Here is a 25,847-nt window from a genome sequence, read left to right as displayed (position 1 = left end):
ACCTGAAGAATATGAAAACAAACAAATTAGCCCCTTCTATTTTGAGTGCAGATTATGCAAATTTTGAAAGTGAATTGAAGAAATTGGAAGCATCTGGTGCGGAGTACGCCCACATCGATGTGATGGACGGCCACTTTGTGCCTAATATCAGCTTTGGTGCTGGTGTAGTTGCTAGTATGCGTCCTCACAGCAAGCTAGTGTTTGACTGCCACTTGATGGTTACCAATCCTGAGCAACATATCGAAGAGTTTGCGCGTGCCGGAGCAGATATCATTAGCATTCACGTCGAAGCGACGCCACACATCCATGGCGCCCTTCAAAAAATTCGTTTGGCAGGGGTAAAACCAAGTGTGGTCATCAATCCAGGAACCCCTGTTGAAAGTATCCAACACATCTTGAACTTGGTAGACCAAGTACTTGTCATGACTGTCAACCCAGGATTTGGTGGGCAAGCCTTCCTGCCAGAAACTATGGATAAGATTCGTCAATTGGTTCAATTACGTGAAGAAAAAGGCTTGGATTTCGATATTGAAGTCGATGGGGGAATTGATGATAAGACGATTCACGCTGCGAAAGAAGCAGGGGCAAACGTCTTTGTAGCAGGTTCCTATGTGTTTAATGGAGATGTGAATGAACGAGTTCAAACCCTTCGAGCAGCCATCCAAGACTAAGGTTGCGATTGTAGCTGGTGGCCGAGTGGAAACCATTCCGCTAGACTTGGATGTTTATGTCGGGGTGGATGCAGGCTGCCTTTTCCTATTAGAGCAAGGATTGGAACTTACTTTAGCAGTTGGAGATTTTGACTCGGTCGAGCCAGAAGAATTCCAGAGTATTCAATCTGCGGCTCACGAAATACGGACTTCGGTAGCAGAAAAAAATGATACGGATTTAGAATTGGCGATTAAGGAAGTGTTAGAAGGTTGGCCTCAAGCGGACATTCTGATTTTTGGAGCCTTTGGTGGTCGCCTGGATCACCACTTGGCCAGTGTTTTTTTGCCCAGCGATCCAGAGATTGCACCCTTTATGTCGCAACTTTACTTGATGGACCAACAAAATTATCTCTGCTACCGTCCAGCAGGTCGCCATACCATTCTGCCTATAGCAGGCTATACCTATGTAGCTTTTATGCCAGTTGAGGGAGCTTCCATCCAGATTGAAGGAGCTAAGTATCCCTTAAATCAGACCAATTATTTTAAAAAGGCTATTTATGGTTCCAACGAGTTTATCAATCAGCCGATTACCTTAACCATTGATCGAGGCTACGCCCTTATCATTTATAGCAAGGATGGGAAATAAGATGGAAATAATCCTTTTTGTATTAGGAGTGGGAAATCTTGTCTTGCTCTTCTTGCTCTACCAGCAACGGGCAGCTGATAACAAACAGGTCCGTGACTTACTGGAGGACCAAGAAGATCATCTTTCGGATCAGCTGGATTACCGATTTGAGAGAGAGCGACAAGCTCAGCAAATCACTGGCCAGCAGATAGAGATGGCGATTAGTGACCGTCTTATGGAATTACGGACAGAAATGCATCAGCAAACGACTGCTTTACGAGCAGAACTTGCTGAGAATTTCACTAAAAACCGAGACAAAACGGACGAGCGGATGCAACAGATTCAAGCTTCCAATGATTTGCGGTTGGAGCAGATGCGTCAAACGGTCGAAGAAAAGTTGGAAAAAACCTTGCACAGTCGTCTTCAAACCTCTTTTGAGACAGTCTCCAAACAATTGGAGTCGGTCAATAAAGGTCTTGGGGAAATGCAGACGGTCGCTAGAGATGTAGGAAGTCTCAATAAGGTTCTTTCTAATACGAAAACCCGTGGGATTATGGGAGAACTCCAACTCGGCCAGATCATTGAAGATATCCTAACTCCCGCCCAATATGAAAGAGAGTTTGTAACAGTTCCCCATTCCAGCGAACGCGTCGAGTACGCTATCAAGATGCCTGGTCAGGTCAGAGGGGAATACGTCTATCTGCCAATCGACTCTAAGTTTCCTCTGGAGGGGTATTACCGACTGGAAGAAGCCTATGAAAGTGGGGAGAAAGAGGAGATTGAACGGTGTCGCAAACTCCTATTGGCTAGTATCAAACAATTTGCCAAGGACATTCATCAAAAATACCTCTATCCACCTGCCACTACTAATTTTGGGATTCTCTTTTTACCGACGGAAGGGCTCTATTCAGAAGTGGTCCGCGACCCAGCCTTCTTTGATCGCCTCCGAAGAGAGGAGCAGATTGTCGTCGCGGGGCCAAGTACGCTTTCAGCCTTGTTGAATTCCCTATCGGTTGGATTTAAGACCCTGAATATTCAACGAAGTGCAGATGATATTAGCAAGGTCCTTGCATCCGTCAAGACGGAGTTCCAAAAATTTGGAGGCGTTTTAGAAAAGACCCAACGGCAGTTGAAGCATGCCTCTGGTAATATTGATGACCTCTTAAACCGAAGAACAAATGCTATCGAGCGCACACTCCGAAACATTGAAACGTCAGAGAATCTAGATATATCAAGCCTATTGAATTTAGAAGATGGAGAAGATGATGGTCAAAATTAATCAAATGAAAAAAGACGAATTGTTTGAAGGCTTCTACCTCATTAAGTCAGCAGATGTTCGTCAGACACGTGCTGGAAAGAATTATCTTGCCTTTGTCTTCCAAGATGAGACAGGCACGATCGAAGGAAAATTGTGGGATGCTCAGCCACATAATGTGGAGCAATTTCAGGCTGGGCGCGTGGTTCATATGAGTGGCCGTCGGGAAGTCTACAACAATACGCCTCAGGTCAATCAGTTGACCTTGCGGTTGCCTCAAAGTGGGGAGCCATCGAATCCAGCAGACTTTAAGGAAAAACCTCCGGTAAATCCAGTCGATTTGAAAGATTACCTATCGGGGATGATTTTCAAAATAGAAAATCCAGTTTGGCAACGTGTGGTGCGGGCGCTATACAGCAAGTACGACAAAGAGTTCTACTCTTATCCTGCGGCCAAAACCAACCACCATGCTTTTGAGACTGGCTTAGCCTATCACACAGCCACCATGGTTCGTTTGGCTGAGAGCATCTCTCAGGTTTATCCTCAATTAAACCAGAGTCTCCTCTATGCCGGCATCATGCTCCATGATCTTGCCAAGGTACTGGAACTCTCAGGCCCTGAAAATACGGAATATACGGTTCGAGGAAACCTCATCGGGCACATTGCTCTAATCGATGAAGAAATTACCAAGGTCTTACAAGAGTTAAAGATTGATGATCAAAAAGAAGATGTGATTGTGTTGCGCCATGTGATTTTGAGTCACCATGGTCTACTAGAATATGGTAGCCCGGTTCGTCCAAAAATCATGGAAGCCGAGATCATCCATATGATTGATAACTTAGATGCAGAAATGATGATGATGACTTCTGCCTTAGCTTTAGTGGGCCCTGGTGAGATGACCAATAAGATTTTTGCCTTGGACAATCGCTCCTTCTATAAGCCAAATTTAAAAGATTCCTAATAAATAGGAGCCAAAAAGGTCACTCTTAGTTTGTTAGTAAAAAAACCAAAAACGAATGTTGTGAGACTAACAATGTTCGTTTTTTGGTATAATATGGTATAATACAATAAAAAAACTATGTGGAGAGAAAATGAAGCTAAGAAGAAGTGAGCGGATGGTTGTGATCTCGAATTACTTGATTAATCATCCCTACGAATTGACGAGTTTAAATACATTTGCCGAAAAATACGAATCTGCCAAATCATCTATTTCTGAGGACATTGTCATTATTAAACGGGCCTTTGAAGAAATGGAAATTGGAAGCATTGAAACTCTTACCGGTGCAGGTGGAGGGGTCATCTTTACACCATCGATTTCGGATGCAGATTCAAAAGAAATCGTCCAAAATTTGTGCGATCAACTGTCAGAAAGCAACCGGATTTTACCAGGTGGGTATATCTACCTTTCGGATTTGCTAAGTGATCCAAAAATCTTAAATAATATTGGGCGCATTATTGCCAAGGCCTTCCGAGATCAAAAAATCGATGCTGTCATGACGGTGGCCACTAAGGGTGTCCCATTAGCAAACGCGGTAGCCAATGTCTTAAATGTTCCTTTTGTCATTGTACGACGCGATTTGAAAATTACAGAAGGCTCAACGGTCAGTGTCAACTACGTATCTGGTTCCAGTGGCGATCGGATTGAGAAAATGTTCCTATCCAAACGTAGTTTGAAAGCTGGAAGCCGTGTCCTGATTGTCGATGACTTCCTTAAAGGAGGGGGAACGATCAGTGGGATGGTTAGCCTCTTAGCTGAGTTCGATTCAGAGTTGGCAGGAGTCGCTATTTTTGCGGACAATGCTTCGGCTAGAAGTAAAGATTTATTCGATCACAAGTCACTTCTACGTGTGACCAACATTGATGTAGCAGAAAATAAAATTGATGTAGAAATCGGAAATATTTTCGATAAGAACTAAGGCTGGAGAGGGAGAAAGGAAAATGAAAACAATTTTAGACCGTTTTGATCGTAGTCCCCTATGGCTTCGATTGGCAACGATATTCATCTTGACAGGAGTTCTTGTCGGTGGACTTTATACGGTTCGTAAAAATTCTGCAGACCAAGTTACAGTAGTGAAGCAAGAAACCAAAAAAACAGGTTCTCTTCCTATTAAGAAGAAAGACCCTAAAAAAGCCAAAGAAGAAGAGGAAGCGAAAATCGCTGAAGCGGCTGAAAAAGCAGTTGTTCATTTTGAAACCACAGCAACTCAAGAAACCTTAACCGCTGCGCAAGAGGCTGTAGAAAAAGTGAAGGACGAAACCAAAAAACAGGCCTTTCAAGCTCGTATTCAGTACATTGTAGACTATTACGGAATGCAAACCAATCAGAATACTCAATCAACTGATACGAATCAACCTAGCCAAACGGTTCAACCTCAACAAGTCGTCCCCGCAGAAGTCCCTCAGTATCAGTCCAATGAGGTTCCTCAGGTTTCGAATGCTACCACACCAGCTGTAACGCAACAAACTGAACAATAATCTAGCGCGATTTTAAGAAGAAGCAATCGTGCAAAAAAGAGAAAAAAATCTTGACAGTGAAAGTACCGCTATGTTACAATAATAGACGGTACTTTTTACTTTTGGTCTCTCAAGAGTGTACAGGGACGTGCTGACAAATGTTGCAAAAGTACACACAGATGATAGCTGTCACCAAGTGTATCATCACCAAAAATAAAAAAATACAGGAGAATGTAGATGCCTACAATTAACCAATTGGTTCGCAAACCGCGTAAATCAAAAGTAGAAAAATCTAAATCACCAGCTTTGAACGTTGGTTACAACAGTCATAAAAAAGTTCAAACAAACGTTTCTTCACCACAAAAACGTGGTGTTGCAACTCGTGTTGGAACAATGACACCTAAAAAACCTAACTCTGCCCTTCGTAAATTCGCTCGTGTACGTTTGAGCAACTTGATCGAAGTTACTGCCTACATCCCAGGTATCGGACACAACTTGCAAGAGCACAGCGTGGTGCTTCTTCGCGGTGGACGTGTAAAAGACCTTCCAGGGGTACGTTACCATATCGTCCGTGGTGCACTTGATACTGCAGGTGTTAACGATCGTAAACAAGGCCGTTCTAAATACGGTACGAAACGTCCAAAAGCATAAGGAAAGGGGATAAAGAGAAATGAGTCGTAAAAATAGAGCTCCAAAGCGCGATGTATTGCCAGATCCGCTTTACAATTCACAACTAGTTACTCGTCTTATCAACCGCGTTATGCTTGATGGTAAACGTGGTACAGCAGCTTCAATCGTTTACGGTGCTTTTGAGCAAATCAAAGAAGCTACTGGAAATGACGCGCTTGAAGTATTTGAAACAGCAATGGAAAACATCATGCCTGTACTTGAAGTACGTGCACGTCGTGTTGGTGGATCTAACTACCAAGTCCCAGTTGAAGTTCGTCCAGAACGTCGTACAACACTTGGACTTCGTTGGTTGGTAACCATCGCTCGTCAACGTGGTGAGCACACAATGGTTGACCGCCTTGCTAAAGAAATCTTGGATGCTGCAAACAACACTGGTGCAGCAGTTAAGAAACGTGAAGACACTCACCGTATGGCTGAAGCTAACCGTGCCTTCGCACACTTCCGCTGGTAAGATTAAGATACTAAGGGCGTTAAAAAAGCGACTGAAAATTAGGAAGCTTGACGAAGAATCAAAGATTCTAGGAAAGCTTATCTATTTTCCGAGCTTTTAGCCCGGGTTCAATTAAGATACCAAGAGCGCAAAAGGCCCAAGGCAAAATAGGAAACTGATACAGTGTTCCATGAACACAAGGCAGTTTATCTTTTTTGCGCCGGGCCTCGCTCGGGTTCAAATCGGCTAACTAACTTTAGCCCGAGTTCAATTGAGCTCAAATCAGCTAAATCAAACAGGATAAACAATGAGAACGGGTAGGTCCTGCCTATCCGTTTTTGTTAAATCATGTTATAATAGTATAGAAATAAAAAATATAGGAGAACAAAACCTCATGGCACGCGAATTTTCACTTGAAAAAACTCGTAATATCGGTATCATGGCCCACGTCGATGCTGGTAAAACAACTACAACTGAGCGTATCCTTTACTACACTGGTAAGATTCACAAAATCGGTGAAACTCACGAAGGTGCGTCACAAATGGACTGGATGGAGCAAGAGCAAGAACGTGGTATCACCATCACATCTGCTGCGACAACCGCTCAATGGAAAGACACTCGTGTTAACATCATCGACACACCAGGACACGTGGACTTCACTATCGAAGTACAACGTTCACTCCGCGTTTTGGACGGTGCTGTAACGGTTCTTGACTCACAATCAGGTGTTGAGCCTCAAACAGAAACAGTTTGGCGTCAAGCAACTGAATACCGTGTTCCTCGTATCGTATTTGCGAACAAGATGGATAAAATCGGTGCTGACTTCCTTTACTCAGTAAGCACACTTCATGATCGTCTTCAAGCAAACGCACACCCAATTCAATTGCCAATCGGTTCAGAAGATGACTTCCGTGGAATCATCGACTTGATCAAGATGAAAGCTGAAATCTACACCAACGACCTTGGTACAGACATTCTTGAAGAAGATATCCCAGCTGAATACCTTGACCAAGCTCAAGAATACCGTGAAAAATTAGTTGAAGCAGTTGCTGAAACTGATGAAGACTTGATGATGAAATACCTTGAAGGTGAAGAAATCACTAACGAAGAATTGAAGGCTGCTATCCGTAAAGCAACTATCAATGTTGAATTCTTCCCAGTATTGTGTGGTTCTGCCTTCAAGAACAAAGGGGTTCAATTGATGTTGGATGCAGTCCTTGACTACCTTCCAAGCCCACTTGATATCCCTGCAATCAAGGGTGTAAACCCTGATACAGACGAACAAGAAGAACGTCCAGCATCTGATGAAGAGCCATTTGCAGCTCTTGCCTTCAAGATCATGACTGACCCATTCGTAGGTCGTTTGACATTCTTCCGTGTTTACTCAGGTGTCTTGAACTCAGGTTCTTACGTATTGAACACATCTAAAGGTAAACGTGAACGTATCGGACGTATCCTTCAAATGCACGCCAACACTCGTATGGAAATCGAAACAGTTTATTCTGGAGATATCGCTGCTGCCGTTGGTTTGAAAGATACTACAACTGGTGACTCATTGACAGATGAAAAAGCGAAAATTATCCTTGAGTCAATCGAAGTTCCAGAACCAGTTATCCAATTGATGGTTGAGCCTAAATCTAAAGCAGACCAAGATAAGATGGGTATCGCCCTTCAAAAATTGGCTGAAGAAGATCCAACATTCCGCGTTGAAACAAACCCTGAAACTGGTGAAACAGTTATCTCTGGTATGGGTGAGTTGCACTTGGATGTCCTTGTTGACCGTATGAAACGTGAATTCAAGGTTGAAGCAAACGTTGGTGCTCCTCAAGTATCTTACCGTGAAACATTCCGCGCTTCTACACAAGCACGTGGATTCTTCAAACGTCAATCTGGTGGTAAAGGTCAGTTTGGTGATGTTTGGATCGAATTTACTCCAAACGAAGAAGGTAAAGGATTCGAGTTCGAAAATGCGATCGTCGGTGGTGTGGTTCCACGTGAATTCATCCCTGCAGTAGAAAAAGGACTTCAAGAATCTATGGCTAACGGTGTGCTTGCTGGCTACCCAATGGTTGACGTGAAAGCGAAGCTTTACGATGGATCATACCACGATGTCGACTCATCTGAAACTGCCTTCAAGATCGCTGCATCTCTTGCTCTTAAAGAAGCAGCTAAATCAGCACAACCAGCTATCCTTGAACCAATGATGCTTGTAACCATCACAGTTCCTGAAGAAAACCTTGGGGATGTTATGGGTCACGTAACTGCTCGTCGTGGACGTGTAGACGGTATGGAAGCACACGGTGCAAGCCAAATCGTTCGTGCTTATGTACCACTTGCTGAAATGTTCGGTTACGCTACTGTCCTTCGTTCTGCAACTCAAGGACGTGGTACTTTCATGATGGTATTTGACCACTACGAAGATGTACCGAAATCAGTACAAGAAGAAATCATTAAAAAAGCTAAAGGTGAAGCATAATTTTACCGTCTAGCTAAAAGCTTTCCTCATAGGAGGAAAGCTTTTTTTGATTCGAAAAGAACTTAAGGCCACTTCCTCATAAGAGATAGTGAAAATGAATATGAAAGTTTGTGTAATATTTCTAATCCTAATGAAATCAGTTGCATTTTAGGGGAAGAAAGTATATAATAATATTGTTGAAAGATGATTTGTAACCTATCAAGTTACTCTTTTCACATAAAAAATTTTTTGATTTTCATAAGGAGGAAATCACGAATGGTAGTTAAAGTTGGTATTAACGGTTTCGGTCGTATCGGTCGTCTTGCTTTCCGTCGTATCCAAAACGTAGAAGGTGTTGAAGTTACTCGCATCAACGACCTTACAGATCCAGTTATGCTTGCACACTTGTTGAAATATGACACAACTCAAGGTCGTTTCGACGGTACTGTGGAAGTTAAAGAAGGTGGATTCGAAGTTAACGGTAAATTCGTTAAAGTTTCTGCTGAACGTGATCCAGAACAAATCGACTGGGCTAACGACGGTGTAGAAATCGTTCTTGAAGCAACTGGTTTCTTTGCTAAGAAAGAAGCTGCTGAAAAACACTTGCACCCAGGTGGAGCTAAGAAAGTTGTTATCACTGCTCCTGGTGGAAACGACGTTAAAACAGTTGTATTTAACACTAACCACGACATTCTTGATGGTACTGAAACAGTTATCTCTGGTGCTTCATGTACTACAAACTGCTTGGCTCCAATGGCTAAAGCTCTTCAAGATAACTTCGGTGTTGTAGAAGGATTGATGACTACTATCCACGCTTACACTGGTGACCAAATGATCCTTGACGGACCACACCGTGGTGGTGACCTTCGTCGTGCTCGCGCTGGTGCAGCTAACATCGTTCCTAACTCAACTGGTGCTGCTAAAGCTATCGGTCTTGTAATCCCAGAATTGAACGGTAAATTGGACGGATCTGCACAACGCGTTCCAACTCCAACTGGATCAGTTACTGAATTGGTTGCAGTTCTTGAAAAGAACGTTACTGTTGATGAAGTAAATGCAGCTATGAAAGCAGCAGCTAACGAATCATATGGTTACACAGAAGATCCAATCGTATCTTCAGATATCGTAGGTATGGCTTACGGTTCATTGTTTGACGCAACTCAAACTAAAGTTCTTGACGTTGACGGTAAACAATTGGTTAAAGTTGTTTCATGGTATGACAACGAAATGTCTTACACTGCACAACTTGTTCGTACTCTTGAATACTTCGCAAAAATTGCTAAATAATTCATGCGTATGATGAGAGGAGGGTGACCTCCTCTTTTTTTGTACTTTTTTTAGTTCCTCCTCACCTTATTATAGGATTTGCTAAAATGAATTGACAGACCTCTCTTTAAAGGGGTAAACTAAATCTGAGTGAAGATTTCCAATCAAGAAAAATGTAAGCGATTGCAGGATAGTGAAGGAGGAGTGTTTTAGGAGATTGGAAATCAGTAAAATAAGATGGAGGTCAAGATGAAAGGTCATCAATTTGAAAAACAACAACGTTTTAGTATCCGAAAATTCAGTGTAGGAGTTTGTTCTGCATTGATTGGATTGGCATTTTTAGGAACGGGGGCAGTCTCAGCAGATGAGACGCATGCGACTAAAGAACAACCCTTAGAAGCTTCCACAGCAAATACGGAAGATGTCAATCGTTTGATCAGAGAAGCGGGAGTCTACACTGCAGATGCTGCTTTGCCAACTGGAGAAACAGCAAAACCAGTTGAGGAGGCAACTCCAGCTACGACAGAGGCTAGTCCTGCAACTCCAGAAGCTAGCCCGACGGCAGATACTCCAGCCGTTTCAGCGACGGAACAACCAAAAGTAGCTGCAGAAAAAGTGGAAGATTTACCAACCAATGAAGAAAAACAATTAAGACCAAAAGAGGTCAAATTTGATACTTGGGATGATTTGTTGAAATGGGAACCTGGTAAACGAGTAGATGATGATTTGAACCGAGCAAGTGTTCCCCTAGCTAGCCGTTTTCAAGGGAAGCAAATCAACGAGCAAGCCAACCCAGATGCAAAGATCCAAGCCCTTTCTAACATGAACTCAAAGGCTAAGGATCATGCTTCCGTCGGTGGGGAAGAGTTTAAGGCTTATGCTTTTGACTACTGGCAATATTTGGATTCTATGGTCTTTTGGGAAGGACTTGTCCCTTCAGCAGACGTGATTGATGCGGCTCACCGAAATGGGGTTCCTATTTATGGAACACTCTTTTACAACTGGTCTAGTAGCATTAAGGATCAAGAACGCTTTGCAGAAACCTTGAAAGAAGATAGTGAAGGCTCAAAAACCTTCCCGATTGCTCGGAAATTGGTGGATTTAGCGAAGTACTATGGTTTTGATGGCTACTTTATCAACCAAGAAACAACAGGGAACTTAGTAGAGCCTTTGGGGCCAAAATTAAGAGATTTCCTTCTTTATACTAAGGAGTATGCGAAGAGCATCAACTATCCGATTAAGTATTCCTGGTATGATGCTATGACCTATGAATATGGTCGCTACCATGAAAATGCACTGGGTGAGTACAACTACAATTTCATGCAGCCTGAAAATGGGGAAAATCCAGTTGATACCTTCTTTGCCAACTTTAACTGGGGCAAATCAGAAGTTGATTATTCCATCAGTACAGCCAAATGGATTAACCGCAATCCTTATGATGTTCTAGCTGGACTCGAGCTCCAAAAAGGAGGCTCTTATAAGACCAATGTGGACTGGAATGCGATTTTAGATGATCATGGCAAGTTGCGTCTATCTCTTGGGCTTTATGCACCTGATACCATTACAGGTCTAGGAAAGACAGGAGAAGGTTACCATACCCATGAAGATCTATTCTGGACTGGTTTCCAAGGGGATCCAACCAAAGGAAAACCAGCAGACCAATCTTGGTACGGGATGTCCAATCTAGTAGTGGATAAAACTCCAATTACAAGTGCTGATTTCAATACGTCCTTTAATACAGGCCACGGCAAACATTGGTTTGTGGATGGCAAGATTTCTAAAGAAGGGGAGTGGAACTACCGTTCTGTTTCTGGCTACCTTCCAACATGGCGCTGGTGGGTAGAGCATAGTGAAGATAGTACGCCATTAAAAGGTCGCTATGATTTTGATCAAGCCTACAATGGAGGGAACTCTTTAACCTTTGAAGGGGATTTGAAAGCTAATAGCAGTCAAAATGTTATGCTCTATTCTACTAAGATTCCTGTGACAGAAACGACAAAATTAAGTGTGTCTCACAAGGGTGGGGTCGGGGCTGCTGCTTGGGTAGCTGTTGCCACAAAAGAAGACTACTCTGAATACGAATGGAAGGAATTGACACCGAGTGCGGATTGGTCTACTCAAACCTTTGATTTGGGAGGCTTGGCGGGTAAGACTATTTATGCCGTTAAGATGTTCTTTGATCATGATGCAGATGTCAAAGATTACAAGTTCAACCTCGGTCAATTGTCGATAACGTCCAACCAAGAAAAACCAGTAGCCCCATCTGAAGTGACTGTTCGGGCAAAACGCCTGCAAAATGCCCAGGAAGCGGAGGCTGTCCTTAATTTTAAAGGGGTTGCGGACGCAGATTATTATGAAGTCTATGAAAAAGACGGCGACAACTGGCGTCTCTTAACAGGGTCTTCTGCGACAACCGTCTATCTACCAAAAGTTAGCCGTTCAGCAAGTGCTGAAGGAACGACTCAGGACCTCAAGGTTGTGGCAGTTGGGAAGAACGGCCAACGTTCAGATGCAGGAACTGTGGCCTTTGATTGGGGTATGACCGTGTCAGATACCAGTCTTCCAAAAGCCCTTGCACCAAACGTGGTGATTGGAGCCAAAGTCATTGGTTCGAGCTTCCCAGATGCGGATGGTAGTGAAGGCATCGAAGGTATGTTAAATGGTACCATTACCAGTCTTTCAGATAAATGGTCTTCTGCTCAATTGAGTGGAACCGTCGATATTCGCTTGACACAACCACGGACCATTGTTCGTTGGGTCATGGACCATGCCGGTGCGGGTGGAGAATCTGTCGACGATGGAAAGATGAATACCCGTGACTTCGACCTTTACTACAAGGATGAAGCGGGTGAATGGAAGCTCGCTAAGGAAGTTCGTGGCAATAAAGCCCATGTGTCCGACATTACACTCGACCGTCCAATCAAGGCTCAAGAATGGCGTCTCCATGTCATTACGGCAGATAACGGAACCCCATGGCAAGCCATCCGGATTTACAACTGGAAGATGTATGAAAGTCTGGATACGGAAACGGTCAACATCCCAATGAAACATGCTGCGGCGCAAAACTTAGGCAATCATTTTGTCCAAGTCGGCTTCAAAGATGTTCCGGCCAATACCACATTGACTCTTTATGCCGATAAAGAAGCGACTAGCCCAATTGCGACCATGACAGCCAATCAAGCTGGAAATCTGATCTTTAAACCACTGGCTTTTGAATCAACCCCATCTCTTCTCTACTATCGTGCGCAAGAACCTGGCAAAGATATCAGTAATGTTCTAGCGATCGAAGTTCCAAAAAATGATAAAGAAATTGCGGGACTTCAATTTGAAGATGGTTTGACCAAGAAGGTTTACCGGGAAGGGGATGCTCTTTCCTTGAAAGGGGCGACTCTCCGTGTTCATTATAAAGATGGCCAAGCAGATCAACTGGTCAACCTCACCAACTCAGGTGTAGAGATTCATGGATTTGACAGTAGCAAGCTTGGAGAACAACACCTAGAAGTTTCTTACCTTGGTCAGAAATTGGATAAGACTCTCACTGTTTTTGTGGTCAGTGCAGAGGAAGCAGGTGAAAAAGCAGTTGCTGGTCTAGAATTGACCGACAAACCAAAAGTAGAATATATCGTCGGAGAAGCATTTGAAAAAGAAGGCGGACGCTTTACAGTTGTCTTTGATGATGAAACAACCGAAACGCACGCCTTGACCGATGAAGGTGTGGAAGTAACTGGCTTTGATGCAACCAAGGAAGGCCGTCAAACCATCACCGTCCATTACAAAGGAGCTAGCACAAGCTTTGATGTCCTCGTCAATCCAAAACCAGCTCTCAATGATGAATACCTTAAGCAAAAATTAGCTGAAGCTGAAGCTGCAAAAGCCAAAGTAGACTTTACATTTGCCAGTCCTGAAGTCAAAGAAGCCTTGTTGGCTGGAATGGCTGCTTCTGAAAAAGTCTTGAAAGAGCATGATACCAGCACACAAGATCAAGTCAATGAGCAGTTGAATCAATTGACCGCTCTCTTGAAAGCCTTGGATGGACAAGCTAATCTAGTCAAAGAGAAAGACGCTCTTTCTGCTCTGACAGAGGAAGCGACTGCTCTATTAGCAAGCAAGCCAAATCACCCTTCTGGTGACGCTTTACAGGCACTGGTTGAGAAAAATAAAGAACTCCTAGACTCTTCAGAACTCACTCCTGAAGCGCTCGCAACCGCAAAAACAGGTTTAGAAACCTTGATTGCGCTCCTGAAAGAAGATAAGCCGGCTGTCTTTGTAGACCCTGCGACTGGAGTCGAAGTTCAATTCTCTAACTTGGAGCCTACTGCTATTAAGGGACTAAAAGTCGCGAAAGTTGAAGCCAATCAGGCAGAAAAAGAAGAGCTGAAGGGACGAGAAGCGACTATCTTTGATATCGAAGGAGTCGATGCAAGTGGTCAGGATGTCGATACCCAGCATCCATCACTTGTGAAAATCCCTGTGGATAAGGATAAAGAAGTGGAGCAAGTCCTCTTCTTCCCAGAAGGTCAAGCACCTCAATCCTTGGCCTTTGAGAGAGTTGGAGATGTAGTTATCTTTACAGCTCCTCATTTTACCCACTATGCGATTGTCTATAAGCCAGCCAAAACGGAAGGACCAGATCAACCGATCCAACCAGAGGAGCCGGCTAAACCTGATCAGCCTGTTCAACCGGCTCAACCAAATCAGCCAGTCCAACCAAGTACCCCAGTGACTCCGGATCCAGCTAATCCACTGAAGCCTACAAATTCATCTCAAGTGGATCAGTTGGCCCCAACGACTTCTACTCAACCGGGTCATCAAGAGGAAGATCACAAGGATATGGTCGATCAAGAGATCCATCAGTTGTTAAGTGCCCACCAAGGAGCGAACTCACAGCCAACGGTTCAGCAAGGAACAAAAGATGCAAGCAAAGAAAGTCAATCGGAACACTTGCCAAATACGGCAAGCCTAGAAGCTTCCTTTGCAGCAGAAGCTGTTCTCTTAGCAGCCTTAGGCGGCTTCCTCTTGGCTGGTAAGAGGAAAGAAGAGTAAGTCTTTTACAGGATTCTTTCGTTCTTTTAAAAAGTCACTCTCAAAAAAACCTCTCTGGTAAAAACCAGAGAGGTTTGATCTTGTTTAGAGGATATTAAAAGGCATTCCAAAGGAGGACAAAAATAAGAATACAGCCCCAAGCGTTTCCTGTACGTCTCTGAACTAGAAGCATTCCATAAATAAGAATGAAAACAGTTCCTTCTTGTAAGAGTGACAATGAGTCAAAACCAATCATCCCGTGGATGAGCAAGCAGATTAAAGCACACACAAATGCTCCTAGATTCCATACTCCTTTTACGTACTGAGGATAGCGGAGGTTGATTTTTTGGACAATCACAACATAATTAAAACCCTCCCAGAATCCCCAAATAAGAGAAATGAGAAGATAGCCCAAGAAATTGGTTGGGAAGGGACTGGATAAGACTTCTTTTGTTAGGAGGATGGATTGAAAAGGAAGATAGGAATGCATCTGACCTGAAGCTATGAGGAAAATGAGAAGAGGTAAGGCAATAAGAACTGTTTGAAGGATAGTTGGAAAGAATTTTTTCTTAACCAGTCCATATTTCTGTATGCTTTCTTTTCTACGAATAAGGACAGCACTAGTTCCCAAGCCAGCTACAGAAAATTGACAAAGTGCGAGAACGATTAAGCGAATCCAGAGAGAATGGTCTGGGCTTCTAGTGAAGTTGATGATTGGCTCCTGAAAAGCTAGAAAGCCCATCAGTGGAAGCAAGGTGAAAAGTGCCAAGATATTTAAATCTTTGTCGGCTTCTTTTTGTTGAGTAGATAATCCTTCTTTCATTTATATCTCCTTTTTATCCCTATTATAGGGTCTCTTGGTTAGACTGTCAATAAGAGGGGAAAAGCATTGGATTTTTCTACCTCTTTTACAGCTTTTGTGATATAATTATCATGTATTAAAAAAAGAAGGAGTCATATCCAATGGCAAAATTGACTGTTAAAGACGTTGACTTGAAAGGGAAAAAAGTTCTCGTTCGTGTTGACTTCAATGTTCCTGTAAAAGATGGCGTGATCACTAACGATAACCGTATCACTGCAGCTCTTCCAACAATCAAGTACATCCTTGAACAAGGTGGACGTGCAATCCTCTTCTCTCACCTTGGACGTGTGAAAGAAGAAGCAGACAAAGAAGGTAAATCACTTGCTCCTGTAGCGGCTGACTTGGCTGCTAAATTGGGTCAAGACGTTGCTTTCCTTCCAGGTGTTACTCGTGGTGCTGAATTGGAAGCAGCGATTAACGCTCTTGAAGATGGACAAGTTCTTTTGGTTGAAAACACTCGTTTCGAAGATGTTGACGGCAAGAAAGAATCTAAAAACGATCCTGAACTTGGTAAATACTGGGCATCACTTGGAGATGGTATCTTCGTAAACGATGCATTCGGTACAGCTCACCGTGCACACGCATCTAACGTTGGTATCTCAGCAAACGTTGAAAAAGCAGTTGCTGGATTCCTTCTTGAAAACGAAATTGCTTACATCCAAGAAGCAGTTGAAGCTCCAGAACGTCCATTCGTGGCTATCCTTGGTGGTTCAAAAGTTTCAGACAAGATCGGTGTGATCGAAAACTTGCTTGAAAAAGCTGATAAAGTTCTTATCGGTGGTGGGATGACTTACACATTCTACAAAGCACAAGGTATCGAAATCGGTAACTCACTTGTAGAAGAAGACAAATTGGATGTCGCTAAAGCTCTTCTTGAAAAAGCAAACGGCAAATTGATCTTGCCAGTTGACTCAAAAGAAGCAAACGCATTTGCTGACTACACTGAAGTGAAAGACACTGAAGGTGAAGCAGTAGACCCAGGTTTCCTTGGTTTGGATATCGGTCCTAAATCTATCGCTAAATTTGACGAAGCTTTGACTGGTGCGAAAACAGTTGTATGGAACGGACCTATGGGTGTATTTGAAAACCCTGACTTCCAAGCTGGTACAATCGGTGTAATGGACGCTATCGTTAAACAACCAGGCGTTAAATCAATCATCGGTGGTGGTGACTCAGCTGCCGCAGCGATCAACCTTGGACGTGCAGACAAGTTCTCATGGATCTCTACTGGTGGTGGAGCTTCAATGGAACTTCTTGAAGGTAAAGTTCTTCCAGGACTTGCAGCATTGACTGAAAAATAAGACGGTTCCTCATGAACCATAGAAGAAGCACCGAAAGGTGCTTTTTCTATTGGATGTGAGTAGAAGGAAGCTAGTCGATCTTCATTTCCCCGCTTGAACCTTTCTAGAAATATGTTAGAATAAAAGAGATAGAAAGATAGGGGACAATGGATTACTTTAAACGACATAAATTTGACCGTTCCAAATTTCGATTAGGAATGCGAACCTTCAAAACAGGGATAGCCGTTTTTCTGGTTCTATTGATTTTTGGTATCTTTGGCTGGCGGGGCTTGCAGATTGGGGCGCTGACAGCTGTCTTTAGTTTGAGAGAAGATTTTGATAAGAGTGTTCACTTCGGAGCTTCGCGCGTGATGGGTAACAGCATCGGTGGTTTTTATGCCCTGCTGTTCTTTATGATCAAGATTCTCTTCCACAATGCTTTTTGGGTGACCCTGATTTTTGTGCCCATTGCGACCATGTTAACCATAATGACAAACGTCGCTATGAACAACAAAGCTGGAATCATCGGTGGAGTTTCAGCCATGTTGATCATCACCCTCTCCATTCCGACAGGAGAAACGTTCCTATATGTTTTTGCCCGCATCTTTGAAACCTTTATCGGAGTCTTCGTTGCGATTTTAGTCAATTCAGATGTGGATCGGATTCGGGACTTTATAAAAGAAAGAAAAAAAACCATGTGAGATTATGTGACATTTTAATCTTGACATCGGTTTTTTTTGCGTTATAATAGAATAGAAAGGGGGTCTTGTATGAAAGAAAAGGAATTAAGACGAACGTTAGCGGTCTTTCCGATTGGTAGTGTTATGAAATTGACAGATTTAACAGCTCGTCAAATTCGCTACTACGAAGATCAACAACTCATTACTCCAGATCGTACAGAGGGCAATCGTCGGATGTTTTCTCTCAACGATATGGATCGCCTGTTGGAAATTAAGGATTATTTATCTGAAGGCCTTAATATTGCAGGAATTAAAAAACGGATTGCTGAGAAAGAAGCTCAACGTCAAGCTGCCAAGATTGTCAGTGAAAAGGATGTCCGTAAGGCCCTTCACCGTGACATTCTCCAGCAAAGTCGCTTTCATACAACCTCATCGCCATATGGTCAGTTACGCTGATCATTCTTTTTGCTAAATGCTATACTCATAAGGAGACACACATGTCAATTACTGTTGAAGATATTCGTCGCGAAGTCAAAGAAAAAAATGTAACCTTTATTCGGTTGATGTTCTCAGATATCTTAGGGACCATGAAAAACGTTGAAATTCCAGCGACAGATGAACAGTTGGAAAAGGTTCTTTCAAACAAGGCCATGTTTGATGGATCTTCTATCGAAGGGTTTGTTCGGATTAATGAGTCTGATATGTATCTCTATCCAGACTTGGACTCTTGGACTGTTTTCCCTTGGGGAGATGAGAACGGCAGTGTCGCAGGCTTGATTTGTGATGTCTATACAACAGAAGGGGAACCATTTGCAGGAGACCCACGTGGGAACCTCAAACGTGCCCTTCGTCACATGGAAGAAGTTGGCTTCAAATCTTTCAACCTTGGACCAGAGCCAGAGTTCTTCCTCTTTAAGCTTGATGAAAATGGAGATCCAACTCTTGAGGTAAATGACAAGGGTGGCTATTTTGACTTGGCGCCTACAGACCTTGCGGATAACACTCGCCGTGAGATCGTCAATGTCTTGACTCAAATGGGATTTGAAGTAGAAGCCAGTCACCACGAAGTGGCCGTAGGTCAGCATGAAATTGACTTTAAGTACGATGAAGTGCTTCGTGCTTGTGACAAGATTCAAATCTTTAAACTCGTTGTCAAAACCATTGCTCGCAAACATGGTTTGTATGCAACCTTTATGGCTAAACCAAAATTTGGGATTGCTGGTTCCGGGATGCACTGCAATATGTCCTTGTTCGATGCTGAAGGAAACAATGCCTTCTTTGATCCAAATGATCCAAAAGGAATGCAGTTGTCAGAAACAGCTTATCACTTCCTTGGCGGTTTGATCAAGCACGCCTACAACTACACAGCCATCATGAACCCAACCGTTAACTCCTACAAACGTTTGGTTCCAGGTTATGAAGCACCTGTTTACATCGCTTGGGCTGGCCGCAACCGTTCACCATTGGTCCGTGTACCAGCTTCACGCGGTATGGGAACACGCCTTGAGTTGCGCTCAGTAGACCCAATGGCCAACCCATATATTGCTATGGCTGTTCTTTTGGAAGTTGGTTTGCACGGTATTGAAAACAAAATCGAAGCACCAGCTCCTATCGAAGAAAACATCTACATCATGACTGCAGAAGAGCGTAAAGAAGCTGGAATCACTGACCTCCCATCTACTCTTCATAATGCTTTGAAAGCTTTGACCGAAGATGAAGTTGTTAAGGATGCTCTTGGTGAACATATCTATACCAGCTTCTTGGAAGCCAAACGCATCGAGTGGGCAAGCTACGCAACCTTTGTTTCACAATGGGAAATTGATAACTACTTAGATCTTTACTAAGCTGAGAAATATAAAATGAGCTAGGTTTGATGACCTGGCTCATTTTTCATACAAAGAAAATGGATGGGGCCGATAGGTCTCATCCATTATTTTTACTTAATTTTCTTCATCTGGTGTCAAAATCATCGGGATGATGATAGGTTCACGTTCCGTGCTTTCATAAAGGAAAGGACGAAGGGCGTTGACAATGGCACCGTGTACGGTTTGAATATTGGCATCTTTATTCTTCAAGGCGATTCGAATAGCATTGAAGAGGATGCGTTGACTTTCACGGATCAGGTCACCGGACTCTCTCATATAGATGAAGCCACGGCTGAGGATATCTGGTCCAGCTAAAATCATCTTCGACTTGAAGTCAACTGTCGCAACAGCTAGGACAACCCCATCTTCTGATAAATCTTTGCGGTCACGAAGGACAGCCGCTCCGATTTCTCCGATGCGATTTCCGTCGACATAGATATCTTGAGCATTGAAGCTTCCTGCGATACGAGCTGAGTTAGCCGTCAGAGCAAGAACATCTCCGTTGCTCATGATGAAGATGTTATCTTTTTCTACTCCACAATCACGCGCAAGTCCAGCGTGAATCTTCTGCATGCGGTACTCACCGTGGACAGGCATGAAGTATTTGGGTTTGATCAAGCGCAACATGAGCTTTTGTTCTTGTTGGCCACCGTGTCCAGAGGTATGGATGTTGTTAATCTTACCGTGGATGACATCGACTCCTGCTTCCGAGATGATATTGATCAATTTATTCACACTAGTTGTATTCCCAGGAATTGGACTAGATGAGAAGATAACGGTATCACCCGGTTGCAATTGCACCTGGCGGTGGGTTCCATTAGCGATACGAGACAGTGCCGCCATAGGCTCCCCTTGGCTACCTGTACACATAATGAGGATTTCGTTTGCCGGGTAGTCTTTGATTTCACTTGGTTCAATAATGGTGCCAGGTGGTACCTTGATATAGCCAAGCTCAATTCCGTTAACAATGGCTTTTTCCATCGAGCGTCCAAAGACAACAATCTTGCGGCCAGTTTTAACAGCGGCATCTGCAGCCTGTTGGAGACGGAAGATGTTGGATGCAAAGGAAGCAAAGATGATGCGTCCATGAATGCCTTCAATAATCTTCATAATGGATTGACCAACGACTTTTTCAGAGTTGGTAAAGGTTGGGACTTCCGCGTTGGTTGAGTCAGAAAGCAGACAGAGGACGCCTTCCTCTCCTAGTGCAGCCATCCGGTGAAGGTCGGCCGGCTCGCCTACAGGTGTGAAGTCAAATTTAAAGTCTCCCGTGCAGACGATTTTTCCTTGAGGCGTATGAAGAACAATCCCCAAAGGTTCTGGAATGGAGTGGGTTGTCCGGAAGAAGGTCGCTTTAATATGCTTAAAAGTCAACTCCGTATTTTGGTTGATTTCATAGAGTTTGGCACCACGAAGGAGGCCATGTTCTTCTAATTTTCCACGAATAAGGGCTAGGGCCAAAGGTCCAGCATAGATTGGCACATTGGCTTGCTTCAAGAGGAAGGGAATTCCTCCGATATGGTCTTCATGCCCGTGGGTAATCAAGACACCTTTGACACGGTCGATATTTTCAACGATATAGGAATAGTCAGGAATCACGTAATCAATCCCTAACAAATCATCTTCAGGGAACTTGATCCCAGCATCCACAATGATGATTTCGTCTTGGTATTCAATCCCATAGGTATTTTTACCAATTTCCCCGAGACCTCCAATGGCGAAAACACCAACTTCTTCAGGTTTTAAGGTATATGCCATGGATTAGAACTCCGTAATTTCAAATGCGCCAGACTCTTTTTCATATTCTAGGTGTTGGTCTGACAAGAGAGTGATAAATTCGATGTTGTAAGATGTATTTTCTTCAACAAGGCGACGAGCTTCAATGCGTCCTTCTAACTCATTCTTCGCATCAATATCGAGATAGAGGGCATGAGTCGTTTCACGACGAGGGTTGCGTTCTTTTGTTTCTTGGTAGAAAACTTTGTAAATCATTTCGTTTCGGTTCCTTTCACTTGTTCGGACTGTAGCAGAAAAGAAACAGCTAGTAGCTAGCTGAGACACCTATTCTTGCTTTCTTTTGTCCTGATTCGATACAATTATTATCCATTATACCATAAATAGGCTCTAAGGAAAAGATGCAAGCAGGGTCTGAGAGCAGAAGGAAGCGCTTTTTTAGAAGGGATAGAGAGCAGGTGATTTCACAGTCTGGGGGTGCTTCCTCTACCGTTTGGCGTCTATTTGTAGTATAATATGAAGCAGACAACGAGGAGAAAACATGAAAGTATTAGCATTTGACACTTCCAGTAAGGCCCTATCCGTTGCCCTTTTGGAGGAAGAAAACCGATTAGCAGAGTTGACACTGACGATCAAGAAAAACCACAGCATTACCTTGATGCCGACCATTGAATTTTTGATGGTCAGCATTGATTGGAAACCGACGGATTTAGACCGTATCGTAGTAGCAGAAGGGCCTGGATCCTATACTGGCTTGCGGATTGCGGTAGCAACGGCTAAAACCCTAGCTCAAACGCTAAAGATTGACTTAGTAGGGGTGTCGAGCTTACTAGCCTTGGTACCAGAAGAGATAGAAGGTCTAGCCATTCCAGTAATGGATGCGCGGCGCAACCATGTCTATGCGGGCTTTTACCAAGAGGATCAGCTAGTCTACCCGGAGGCTCACCTTTCTTTTGAAGCCGTATTAGAAAGAGCAAAGGGAGCTGAGAAGGTGACCTTCCTTGGGGAAGTGGAAGCCTTTCGTGAGCAGATACAAGAAGCCTTGCCAAATGCTCAGATGGTAGAAACCCTACCGGATGCGGTGCGGATTGGCCGGCTAGGACTTACAAAAGAAGCTGTCTCCGTCCATGGCTTTGTGCCCAACTACCTCAAGCGGGTAGAAGCTGAGGAAAACTGGCTCAAGGACCATCAAGAGTCCGGTCAGTCCTACATCAAACGCCTATGATCCGAATCGAGAAGGATGCGGGGCGATTCGATTTAGCCCCTCAGTTGGTAGAAATCTTAGACGATGTCTATGGACAAAGCCCATGGACCTTGGAGCAAGTCCTAGCGGATCTCGGTCAAGCTCAAAATTGGTATGCCTTGGCCTACAGTGGGGAAGAATTAGTGGGCTTCTTGGCTATACAAGAAAACCTCTATGAGTTAGAAGTCGTCCAAATTGCTGTTCGAAAAGAGTGGCAAGGGCTCGGGATTGCTCGTCAGCTACTAGAAACGGTTCCTCAGGAGAAAGAGGTCTTTTTAGAGGTGAGAGAAGGAAACACTCCGGCTCGGACTCTCTATCAGAAACAAGGATTTAAAGAAATTGGTTGCCGGAAAGGGTATTATCATGCACCTACCGAAGACGCCATTATGATGAAAAGGGAAGCAAATGAAGGATAGATATATTTTGGCATTTGAAACATCTTGTGATGAGACCAGTGTTGCCGTTTTAAAGAATGACACAGAACTCTTGTCCAATGTTATTGCCAGCCAAATTGAAAGCCATAAACGCTTCGGGGGAGTGGTTCCAGAAGTCGCCAGTCGGCATCATGTCGAAGTCATTACGGCCTGTATTGAGGAAGCGCTAGAAGAAGCGGGAATTACAGAAGAAGAAGTCACAGCGGTTGCGGTAACTTACGGACCAGGTCTGGTTGGAGCTCTTTTGGTCGGTCTTGCTGCAGCCAAGGCCTTTGCTTGGGCCCATGGGATTCCTTTGATTCCTGTCAATCATATGGCAGGGCACTTGATGGCCGCTCAAAGCGTTGAGGTTTTAGAATTTCCGCTCTTGGCCTTGCTGGTCAGCGGAGGACACACTGAGTTGGTCTATGTCTCGGAGGCGGGTGATTATAAGATCGTTGGGGAAACACGTGATGATGCAGTGGGTGAGGCCTATGATAAGGTCGGCCGCGTAATGGGCTTGACCTATCCAGCCGGTCGTGAGATTGACGAGTTGGCACATAAGGGTCAGGATATCTACGATTTCCCACGTGCCATGATCAAGGAAGACAATCTGGAGTTCTCATTCTCAGGGCTCAAATCAGCCTTTATCAATCTCCACCACAATGCCGAGCAAAAAGGCGAGAGCCTGTCCAAGGAAGACCTATCGGCTTCCTTCCAAGCAGCGGTGATGGATATCTTGATGGCCAAGACTAAAAAAGCCCTAGAAAGATACCCTGTTAAGACCCTGGTGGTGGCGGGAGGAGTCGCGGCCAACCAAGGATTACGTGAACGCCTGGCTTCTGAGATCACAGATGTTAAGGTCATCATTCCTCCTCTACGCCTCTGCGGGGACAATGCGGGGATGATTGCCTATGCCAGTGTCAGCGAATGGAATAAGGGAAATTTTGCTAGATTAGACCTCAATGCTAAGCCTAGCCTTGCTTTTGATCCGATAGAAGAGAACTTAGATTAGTTAAAAAACGAACATAAACGACGGGAGGACGATTCCCGTCCCTTTTTTGTTATAATAGAGAGCATCAAAAAAGAAAGGAAGAAAGAGTGGAAAAGAATTTTCAGCAGGGGGGCAGGGATGCCCTTCCGACAGCCTTGGGTTATATCAGTATTGGCTTGGCCTGTGGTGTGGTGGCGTCTCCCTATCTCTCCCCTTTAGAAATGGGCTTGATGAGTCTCTTGGTTTACGCGGGGGCTTCTCAGTTTGCTATGATATCTTTGATTGCCGTTCATTCGTCCCTTATGAATATTGCCTTAACCGTCTTTTTCATCAATTTGCGCAATATGCTTATGAGTCTGCATACCTCCCCTGATTTCAAGGAGGCTAGCCTGGTCCATAATATTGGAATTGGTAGTTTGTTGACAGATGAGAGTTACGGGGTTTATTTGAGTGAAAAATTGAAAAGTGACCGGATCACTGTTCCCTGGATGCATGGCAATAATGTGGTCGGTTATCTAGCTTGGGGCTCCTCAACTATTTTGGGGACAGCGCTGGGTTCCCTCTTGCCCAATCCTAGTGCCTTCGGCCTGGACTTCGCCTTAGTTGCTATGTTTATTGGGATTTTTGCAGGTCAGTTTCAAGGCATGCGTTTGACTGAGAAGATGGCTACCATGCTCCTTGTTTTAGGTGCAGTGGCCCTTAGCTTTTTCCTCTTGACCTTCTTTTTGACCCAATCCTTGGCCGTTTTAGTGGCTACTTTAACAGGCTGTTTCGTGGGGGTGATGTGCGATGCGCGTGAATAGTTGGATTTTCTTGGTTATTTTGACGTCCGCAGTGGTCACCTGGATTCCACGCATTCTGCCCTTCGTTCTGGTCAAATACCGGGGTCTGCCAGATCCAGTTCTGCGTTTTCTAAAGTACCTTCCCATTGCCATCATTTTTGCCCTAATCCTTTCCAGTCTGATAGAGGGGAAAGTAGGCCAGCTTCCTCAAGTTCGGTGGGTGGATCTGGTCGCAACCATTCCGACCATGATAGTAGCCTTTCGCTACAAAAACCTAATGGGTACGGTTCTATTTGGGATTGTCTTGGTTGCCCTCTTACGTTTGCTTGTCACCTGAATCTCCTGAATTTTTAGATAGATTACTGTTTATTACGAATATTACAAAAATATTTCAAAAATACTTGACATTGAGTAATATTGTAATATAATAGTTTTTATCAAATGAAGTGAGGGATCATCATGATGAAAAAATGGACAAGTTTAGCACTTTTAGGATTAACTTCTGCAAGCCTACTCGTAGCTTGTGGTTCAAAAAAAGAAGAGAACAAATCTTCTGCCAAAGAAGCACAAACGACGGTGAAGTCTAGTCAGAAAAAAGCAAAGGCTGCTTCTGGTAAGAAAGAGACAAAAGCTACTGAAACGGATGCGCAAGAAGGGGCACAAGCTGCTTCTCAAGATGCAGGAAACTCAGGTCAAACCAATGCAGGATCTGGTGCAGCAAGCACTAACAAGGCCACAGATTCGTCTCAAATGGTGCCAGAAGAGCTGGTAGGGACTTGGACAGGAACAACTGAAATTGCCAAAGATGTTCAAATGACCGTGGCTGCAGACGGTACGGTCACTACAACAGCGAACTTTTATCAAGCTGATTTGAATCCTGTTCGTACTGCAACAACGAAAGCCAAGGCAGTTCAAGCATCTGGTAATGTCTATTACTGGGAAACAGACGAACCTGGCGCTTTTGATGCCCTTCTTCCAGGGATTGCTGGACTTGGGGGAGCCAATATGAAGGTAAAACCCGGCTTCATCTTAGAAGAGGGCCATTATACACCGATTGTATTTGTAACAGGGCTTAATGAAGACTTTGATTATAACAAATACAATGATTTCCGTGTTTCCCTTACAAAATAAAGAAAAATCCACGAAT

Annotated in this window: 24 protein-coding genes; 21 read left to right on the top strand and 3 right to left on the bottom strand. The window is 43.8% G+C overall.

Annotated elements, in window-relative coordinates:
• Positions 1–11 precede the first annotated feature (11 nt).
• The 11 genes from rpe (at position 12) to EAI95_RS06270 (ending at position 14,868) form a co-directional block, all read left to right on the top strand.
• The gene (gene rpe / locus EAI95_RS06325) at positions 12–671 is read left to right on the top strand and encodes a ribulose-phosphate 3-epimerase (RefSeq protein ID WP_023024510.1); all 660 of its coding nucleotides are present in this window, start codon (positions 12–14) and stop codon (positions 669–671) included.
• A complete protein-coding gene (locus EAI95_RS06320) occupies positions 631–1,296 on the top strand; it encodes a thiamine diphosphokinase (protein ID WP_048715712.1) in 666 nt (221 codons plus the stop codon). The genes rpe and EAI95_RS06320 overlap by 41 nt, the downstream gene beginning before the upstream one ends.
• A 1-nt stretch (position 1,297) precedes the next feature.
• Entirely contained in the window at positions 1,298–2,554 is a 1,257-nt protein-coding gene (rmuC, locus tag EAI95_RS06315; protein ID WP_129822510.1) for a DNA recombination protein RmuC, read from the top strand.
• Positions 2,541–3,491, top strand: a complete 951-nt coding sequence (locus EAI95_RS06310) for a 3'-5' exoribonuclease YhaM family protein (RefSeq protein WP_129269931.1) — start codon at positions 2,541–2,543, stop codon at positions 3,489–3,491. Before rmuC ends, EAI95_RS06310 begins: the two co-directional genes overlap by 14 nt.
• A gap of 130 nt (positions 3,492–3,621) precedes the next feature.
• Positions 3,622–4,446 (top strand): pur operon repressor, encoded by an 825-nt coding sequence (gene purR, locus EAI95_RS06305; RefSeq protein ID WP_048715719.1) that lies wholly within the window; start codon positions 3,622–3,624, stop codon positions 4,444–4,446.
• 22 nt (positions 4,447–4,468) lie between these two features.
• Entirely contained in the window at positions 4,469–5,005 is a 537-nt protein-coding gene (locus tag EAI95_RS06300; protein WP_129822509.1) for a hypothetical protein, read from the top strand.
• 216 nt (positions 5,006–5,221) lie between these two features.
• The gene (gene rpsL, locus EAI95_RS06290) at positions 5,222–5,635 is read left to right on the top strand and encodes a 30S ribosomal protein S12 (RefSeq protein ID WP_001142332.1); all 414 of its coding nucleotides are present in this window, start codon (positions 5,222–5,224) and stop codon (positions 5,633–5,635) included.
• Between the two features lie 19 nt (positions 5,636–5,654).
• Positions 5,655–6,125: a 30S ribosomal protein S7 gene (gene rpsG, locus EAI95_RS06285; protein WP_003003105.1), complete on the top strand. Its 471-nt coding sequence runs from the start codon at positions 5,655–5,657 to the stop codon at positions 6,123–6,125.
• 373 nt (positions 6,126–6,498) lie between these two features.
• Positions 6,499–8,580 carry an elongation factor G gene (gene fusA / locus EAI95_RS06280; protein ID WP_048715725.1) on the top strand — a complete coding sequence of 694 codons (2,082 nt, stop codon included), beginning with the start codon at positions 6,499–6,501 and terminating at the stop codon, positions 8,578–8,580.
• 255 nt (positions 8,581–8,835) lie between these two features.
• Entirely contained in the window at positions 8,836–9,846 is a 1,011-nt protein-coding gene (gene gap / locus EAI95_RS06275) for a type I glyceraldehyde-3-phosphate dehydrogenase (RefSeq protein ID WP_006595530.1), read from the top strand.
• Positions 9,847–10,074: 228 nt separating this feature from the next.
• Complete coding sequence (locus EAI95_RS06270) at positions 10,075–14,868, top strand: bacterial Ig-like domain-containing protein (RefSeq protein ID WP_129822508.1); 4,794 nt, start codon at positions 10,075–10,077, stop codon at positions 14,866–14,868.
• Positions 14,869–14,962: 94 nt separating this feature from the next.
• On the opposite strand, the gene EAI95_RS06265 is transcribed toward EAI95_RS06270, so the two are convergent.
• Positions 14,963–15,670 (bottom strand): hypothetical protein, encoded by a 708-nt coding sequence (locus tag EAI95_RS06265; RefSeq protein ID WP_048715728.1) that lies wholly within the window; start codon positions 15,668–15,670, stop codon positions 14,963–14,965.
• 140 nt (positions 15,671–15,810) lie between these two features.
• Here EAI95_RS06265 and EAI95_RS06260 point away from each other — a divergent pair, with 140 nt between their 5' ends.
• The 4 genes from EAI95_RS06260 to glnA all read left to right on the top strand — a co-directional run bounded on the left by EAI95_RS06260 (position 15,811) and on the right by glnA (position 19,513).
• On the top strand, positions 15,811–17,010 hold the full coding sequence (locus EAI95_RS06260; RefSeq protein WP_048715731.1) for a phosphoglycerate kinase: 1,200 nt from the start codon (positions 15,811–15,813) through the stop codon (positions 17,008–17,010).
• Positions 17,011–17,156: 146 nt separating this feature from the next.
• Positions 17,157–17,690, top strand: a complete 534-nt coding sequence (locus EAI95_RS06255; RefSeq protein ID WP_048690848.1) for an aromatic acid exporter family protein — start codon at positions 17,157–17,159, stop codon at positions 17,688–17,690.
• A 69-nt stretch (positions 17,691–17,759) separates the two neighbouring features.
• Positions 17,760–18,125 (top strand): MerR family transcriptional regulator, encoded by a 366-nt coding sequence (locus EAI95_RS06250; RefSeq protein ID WP_048715733.1) that lies wholly within the window; start codon positions 17,760–17,762, stop codon positions 18,123–18,125.
• 41 nt (positions 18,126–18,166) lie between these two features.
• Positions 18,167–19,513, top strand: a complete 1,347-nt coding sequence (gene glnA, locus EAI95_RS06245) for a type I glutamate--ammonia ligase (protein ID WP_006595535.1) — start codon at positions 18,167–18,169, stop codon at positions 19,511–19,513.
• A 96-nt stretch (positions 19,514–19,609) separates the two neighbouring features.
• On the opposite strand, the gene EAI95_RS06240 is transcribed toward glnA, so the two are convergent.
• A complete protein-coding gene (locus tag EAI95_RS06240; protein ID WP_006595536.1) occupies positions 19,610–21,292 on the bottom strand; it encodes a ribonuclease J in 1,683 nt (560 codons plus the stop codon).
• Between the two features lie 3 nt (positions 21,293–21,295).
• Positions 21,296–21,526 (bottom strand): DNA-dependent RNA polymerase subunit epsilon, encoded by a 231-nt coding sequence (locus EAI95_RS06235; RefSeq protein WP_006595537.1) that lies wholly within the window; start codon positions 21,524–21,526, stop codon positions 21,296–21,298.
• A 283-nt stretch (positions 21,527–21,809) separates the two neighbouring features.
• Between EAI95_RS06235 and tsaB the strand changes: the two genes are divergently transcribed.
• The 6 genes from tsaB to EAI95_RS06205 all read left to right on the top strand — a co-directional run bounded on the left by tsaB (position 21,810) and on the right by EAI95_RS06205 (position 25,831).
• A complete protein-coding gene (tsaB, locus tag EAI95_RS06230; protein WP_129822507.1) occupies positions 21,810–22,493 on the top strand; it encodes a tRNA (adenosine(37)-N6)-threonylcarbamoyltransferase complex dimerization subunit type 1 TsaB in 684 nt (227 codons plus the stop codon).
• Positions 22,490–22,927 carry a ribosomal protein S18-alanine N-acetyltransferase gene (gene rimI / locus EAI95_RS06225; protein WP_129822506.1) on the top strand — a complete coding sequence of 146 codons (438 nt, stop codon included), beginning with the start codon at positions 22,490–22,492 and terminating at the stop codon, positions 22,925–22,927. The genes tsaB and rimI overlap by 4 nt, the downstream gene beginning before the upstream one ends.
• A complete protein-coding gene (gene tsaD, locus EAI95_RS06220; protein WP_129269949.1) occupies positions 22,917–23,939 on the top strand; it encodes a tRNA (adenosine(37)-N6)-threonylcarbamoyltransferase complex transferase subunit TsaD in 1,023 nt (340 codons plus the stop codon). Before rimI ends, tsaD begins: the two co-directional genes overlap by 11 nt.
• 86 nt (positions 23,940–24,025) lie before the next feature.
• Complete coding sequence (locus EAI95_RS06215) at positions 24,026–24,721, top strand: AzlC family ABC transporter permease (RefSeq protein ID WP_129822505.1); 696 nt, start codon at positions 24,026–24,028, stop codon at positions 24,719–24,721.
• A complete protein-coding gene (locus EAI95_RS06210) occupies positions 24,708–25,037 on the top strand; it encodes an AzlD domain-containing protein (protein WP_048715743.1) in 330 nt (109 codons plus the stop codon). The genes EAI95_RS06215 and EAI95_RS06210 overlap by 14 nt, the downstream gene beginning before the upstream one ends.
• A 125-nt stretch (positions 25,038–25,162) precedes the next feature.
• Positions 25,163–25,831: a hypothetical protein gene (locus EAI95_RS06205; protein ID WP_048715770.1), complete on the top strand. Its 669-nt coding sequence runs from the start codon at positions 25,163–25,165 to the stop codon at positions 25,829–25,831.
• Positions 25,832–25,847: the final 16 nt, after the last annotated feature.

This window comes from Streptococcus sp. bf_0095 (genome assembly GCF_004166885.1).
Lineage (GTDB): Bacteria > Bacillota > Bacilli > Lactobacillales > Streptococcaceae > Streptococcus.
This window is presented reverse-complemented; position numbering and strand designations above follow the sequence as displayed.

Bases quoted from the DNA above. Each gene is read 5' to 3' on its own strand.
- rpe (WP_023024510.1), top strand. From the start codon at position 12: ATGAAAACAAACAAATTAGCCCCTTCTATTTTGAGTGCAGATTATGCA.
- EAI95_RS06320 (WP_048715712.1), top strand. From the start codon at position 631: ATGAACGAGTTCAAACCCTTCGAGCAGCCATCCAAGACTAAGGTTGCG.
- rmuC (WP_129822510.1), top strand. From the start codon at position 1,298: ATGGAAATAATCCTTTTTGTATTAGGAGTGGGAAATCTTGTCTTGCTC.
- EAI95_RS06310 (WP_129269931.1), top strand. From the start codon at position 2,541: ATGGTCAAAATTAATCAAATGAAAAAAGACGAATTGTTTGAAGGCTTC.
- purR (WP_048715719.1), top strand. From the start codon at position 3,622: ATGAAGCTAAGAAGAAGTGAGCGGATGGTTGTGATCTCGAATTACTTG.
- EAI95_RS06300 (WP_129822509.1), top strand. From the start codon at position 4,469: ATGAAAACAATTTTAGACCGTTTTGATCGTAGTCCCCTATGGCTTCGA.
- rpsL (WP_001142332.1), top strand. From the start codon at position 5,222: ATGCCTACAATTAACCAATTGGTTCGCAAACCGCGTAAATCAAAAGTA.
- rpsG (WP_003003105.1), top strand. From the start codon at position 5,655: ATGAGTCGTAAAAATAGAGCTCCAAAGCGCGATGTATTGCCAGATCCG.
- fusA (WP_048715725.1), top strand. From the start codon at position 6,499: ATGGCACGCGAATTTTCACTTGAAAAAACTCGTAATATCGGTATCATG.
- gap (WP_006595530.1), top strand. From the start codon at position 8,836: ATGGTAGTTAAAGTTGGTATTAACGGTTTCGGTCGTATCGGTCGTCTT.
- EAI95_RS06270 (WP_129822508.1), top strand. From the start codon at position 10,075: ATGAAAGGTCATCAATTTGAAAAACAACAACGTTTTAGTATCCGAAAA.
- EAI95_RS06265 (WP_048715728.1), bottom strand. From the start codon at position 15,670: ATGAAAGAAGGATTATCTACTCAACAAAAAGAAGCCGACAAAGATTTA.
- EAI95_RS06260 (WP_048715731.1), top strand. From the start codon at position 15,811: ATGGCAAAATTGACTGTTAAAGACGTTGACTTGAAAGGGAAAAAAGTT.
- EAI95_RS06255 (WP_048690848.1), top strand. From the start codon at position 17,157: ATGGATTACTTTAAACGACATAAATTTGACCGTTCCAAATTTCGATTA.
- EAI95_RS06250 (WP_048715733.1), top strand. From the start codon at position 17,760: ATGAAAGAAAAGGAATTAAGACGAACGTTAGCGGTCTTTCCGATTGGT.
- glnA (WP_006595535.1), top strand. From the start codon at position 18,167: ATGTCAATTACTGTTGAAGATATTCGTCGCGAAGTCAAAGAAAAAAAT.
- EAI95_RS06240 (WP_006595536.1), bottom strand. From the start codon at position 21,292: ATGGCATATACCTTAAAACCTGAAGAAGTTGGTGTTTTCGCCATTGGA.
- EAI95_RS06235 (WP_006595537.1), bottom strand. From the start codon at position 21,526: ATGATTTACAAAGTTTTCTACCAAGAAACAAAAGAACGCAACCCTCGT.
- tsaB (WP_129822507.1), top strand. From the start codon at position 21,810: ATGAAAGTATTAGCATTTGACACTTCCAGTAAGGCCCTATCCGTTGCC.
- rimI (WP_129822506.1), top strand. From the start codon at position 22,490: ATGATCCGAATCGAGAAGGATGCGGGGCGATTCGATTTAGCCCCTCAG.
- tsaD (WP_129269949.1), top strand. From the start codon at position 22,917: ATGAAGGATAGATATATTTTGGCATTTGAAACATCTTGTGATGAGACC.
- EAI95_RS06210 (WP_048715743.1), top strand. From the start codon at position 24,708: ATGCGCGTGAATAGTTGGATTTTCTTGGTTATTTTGACGTCCGCAGTG.
- EAI95_RS06205 (WP_048715770.1), top strand. From the start codon at position 25,163: ATGAAAAAATGGACAAGTTTAGCACTTTTAGGATTAACTTCTGCAAGC.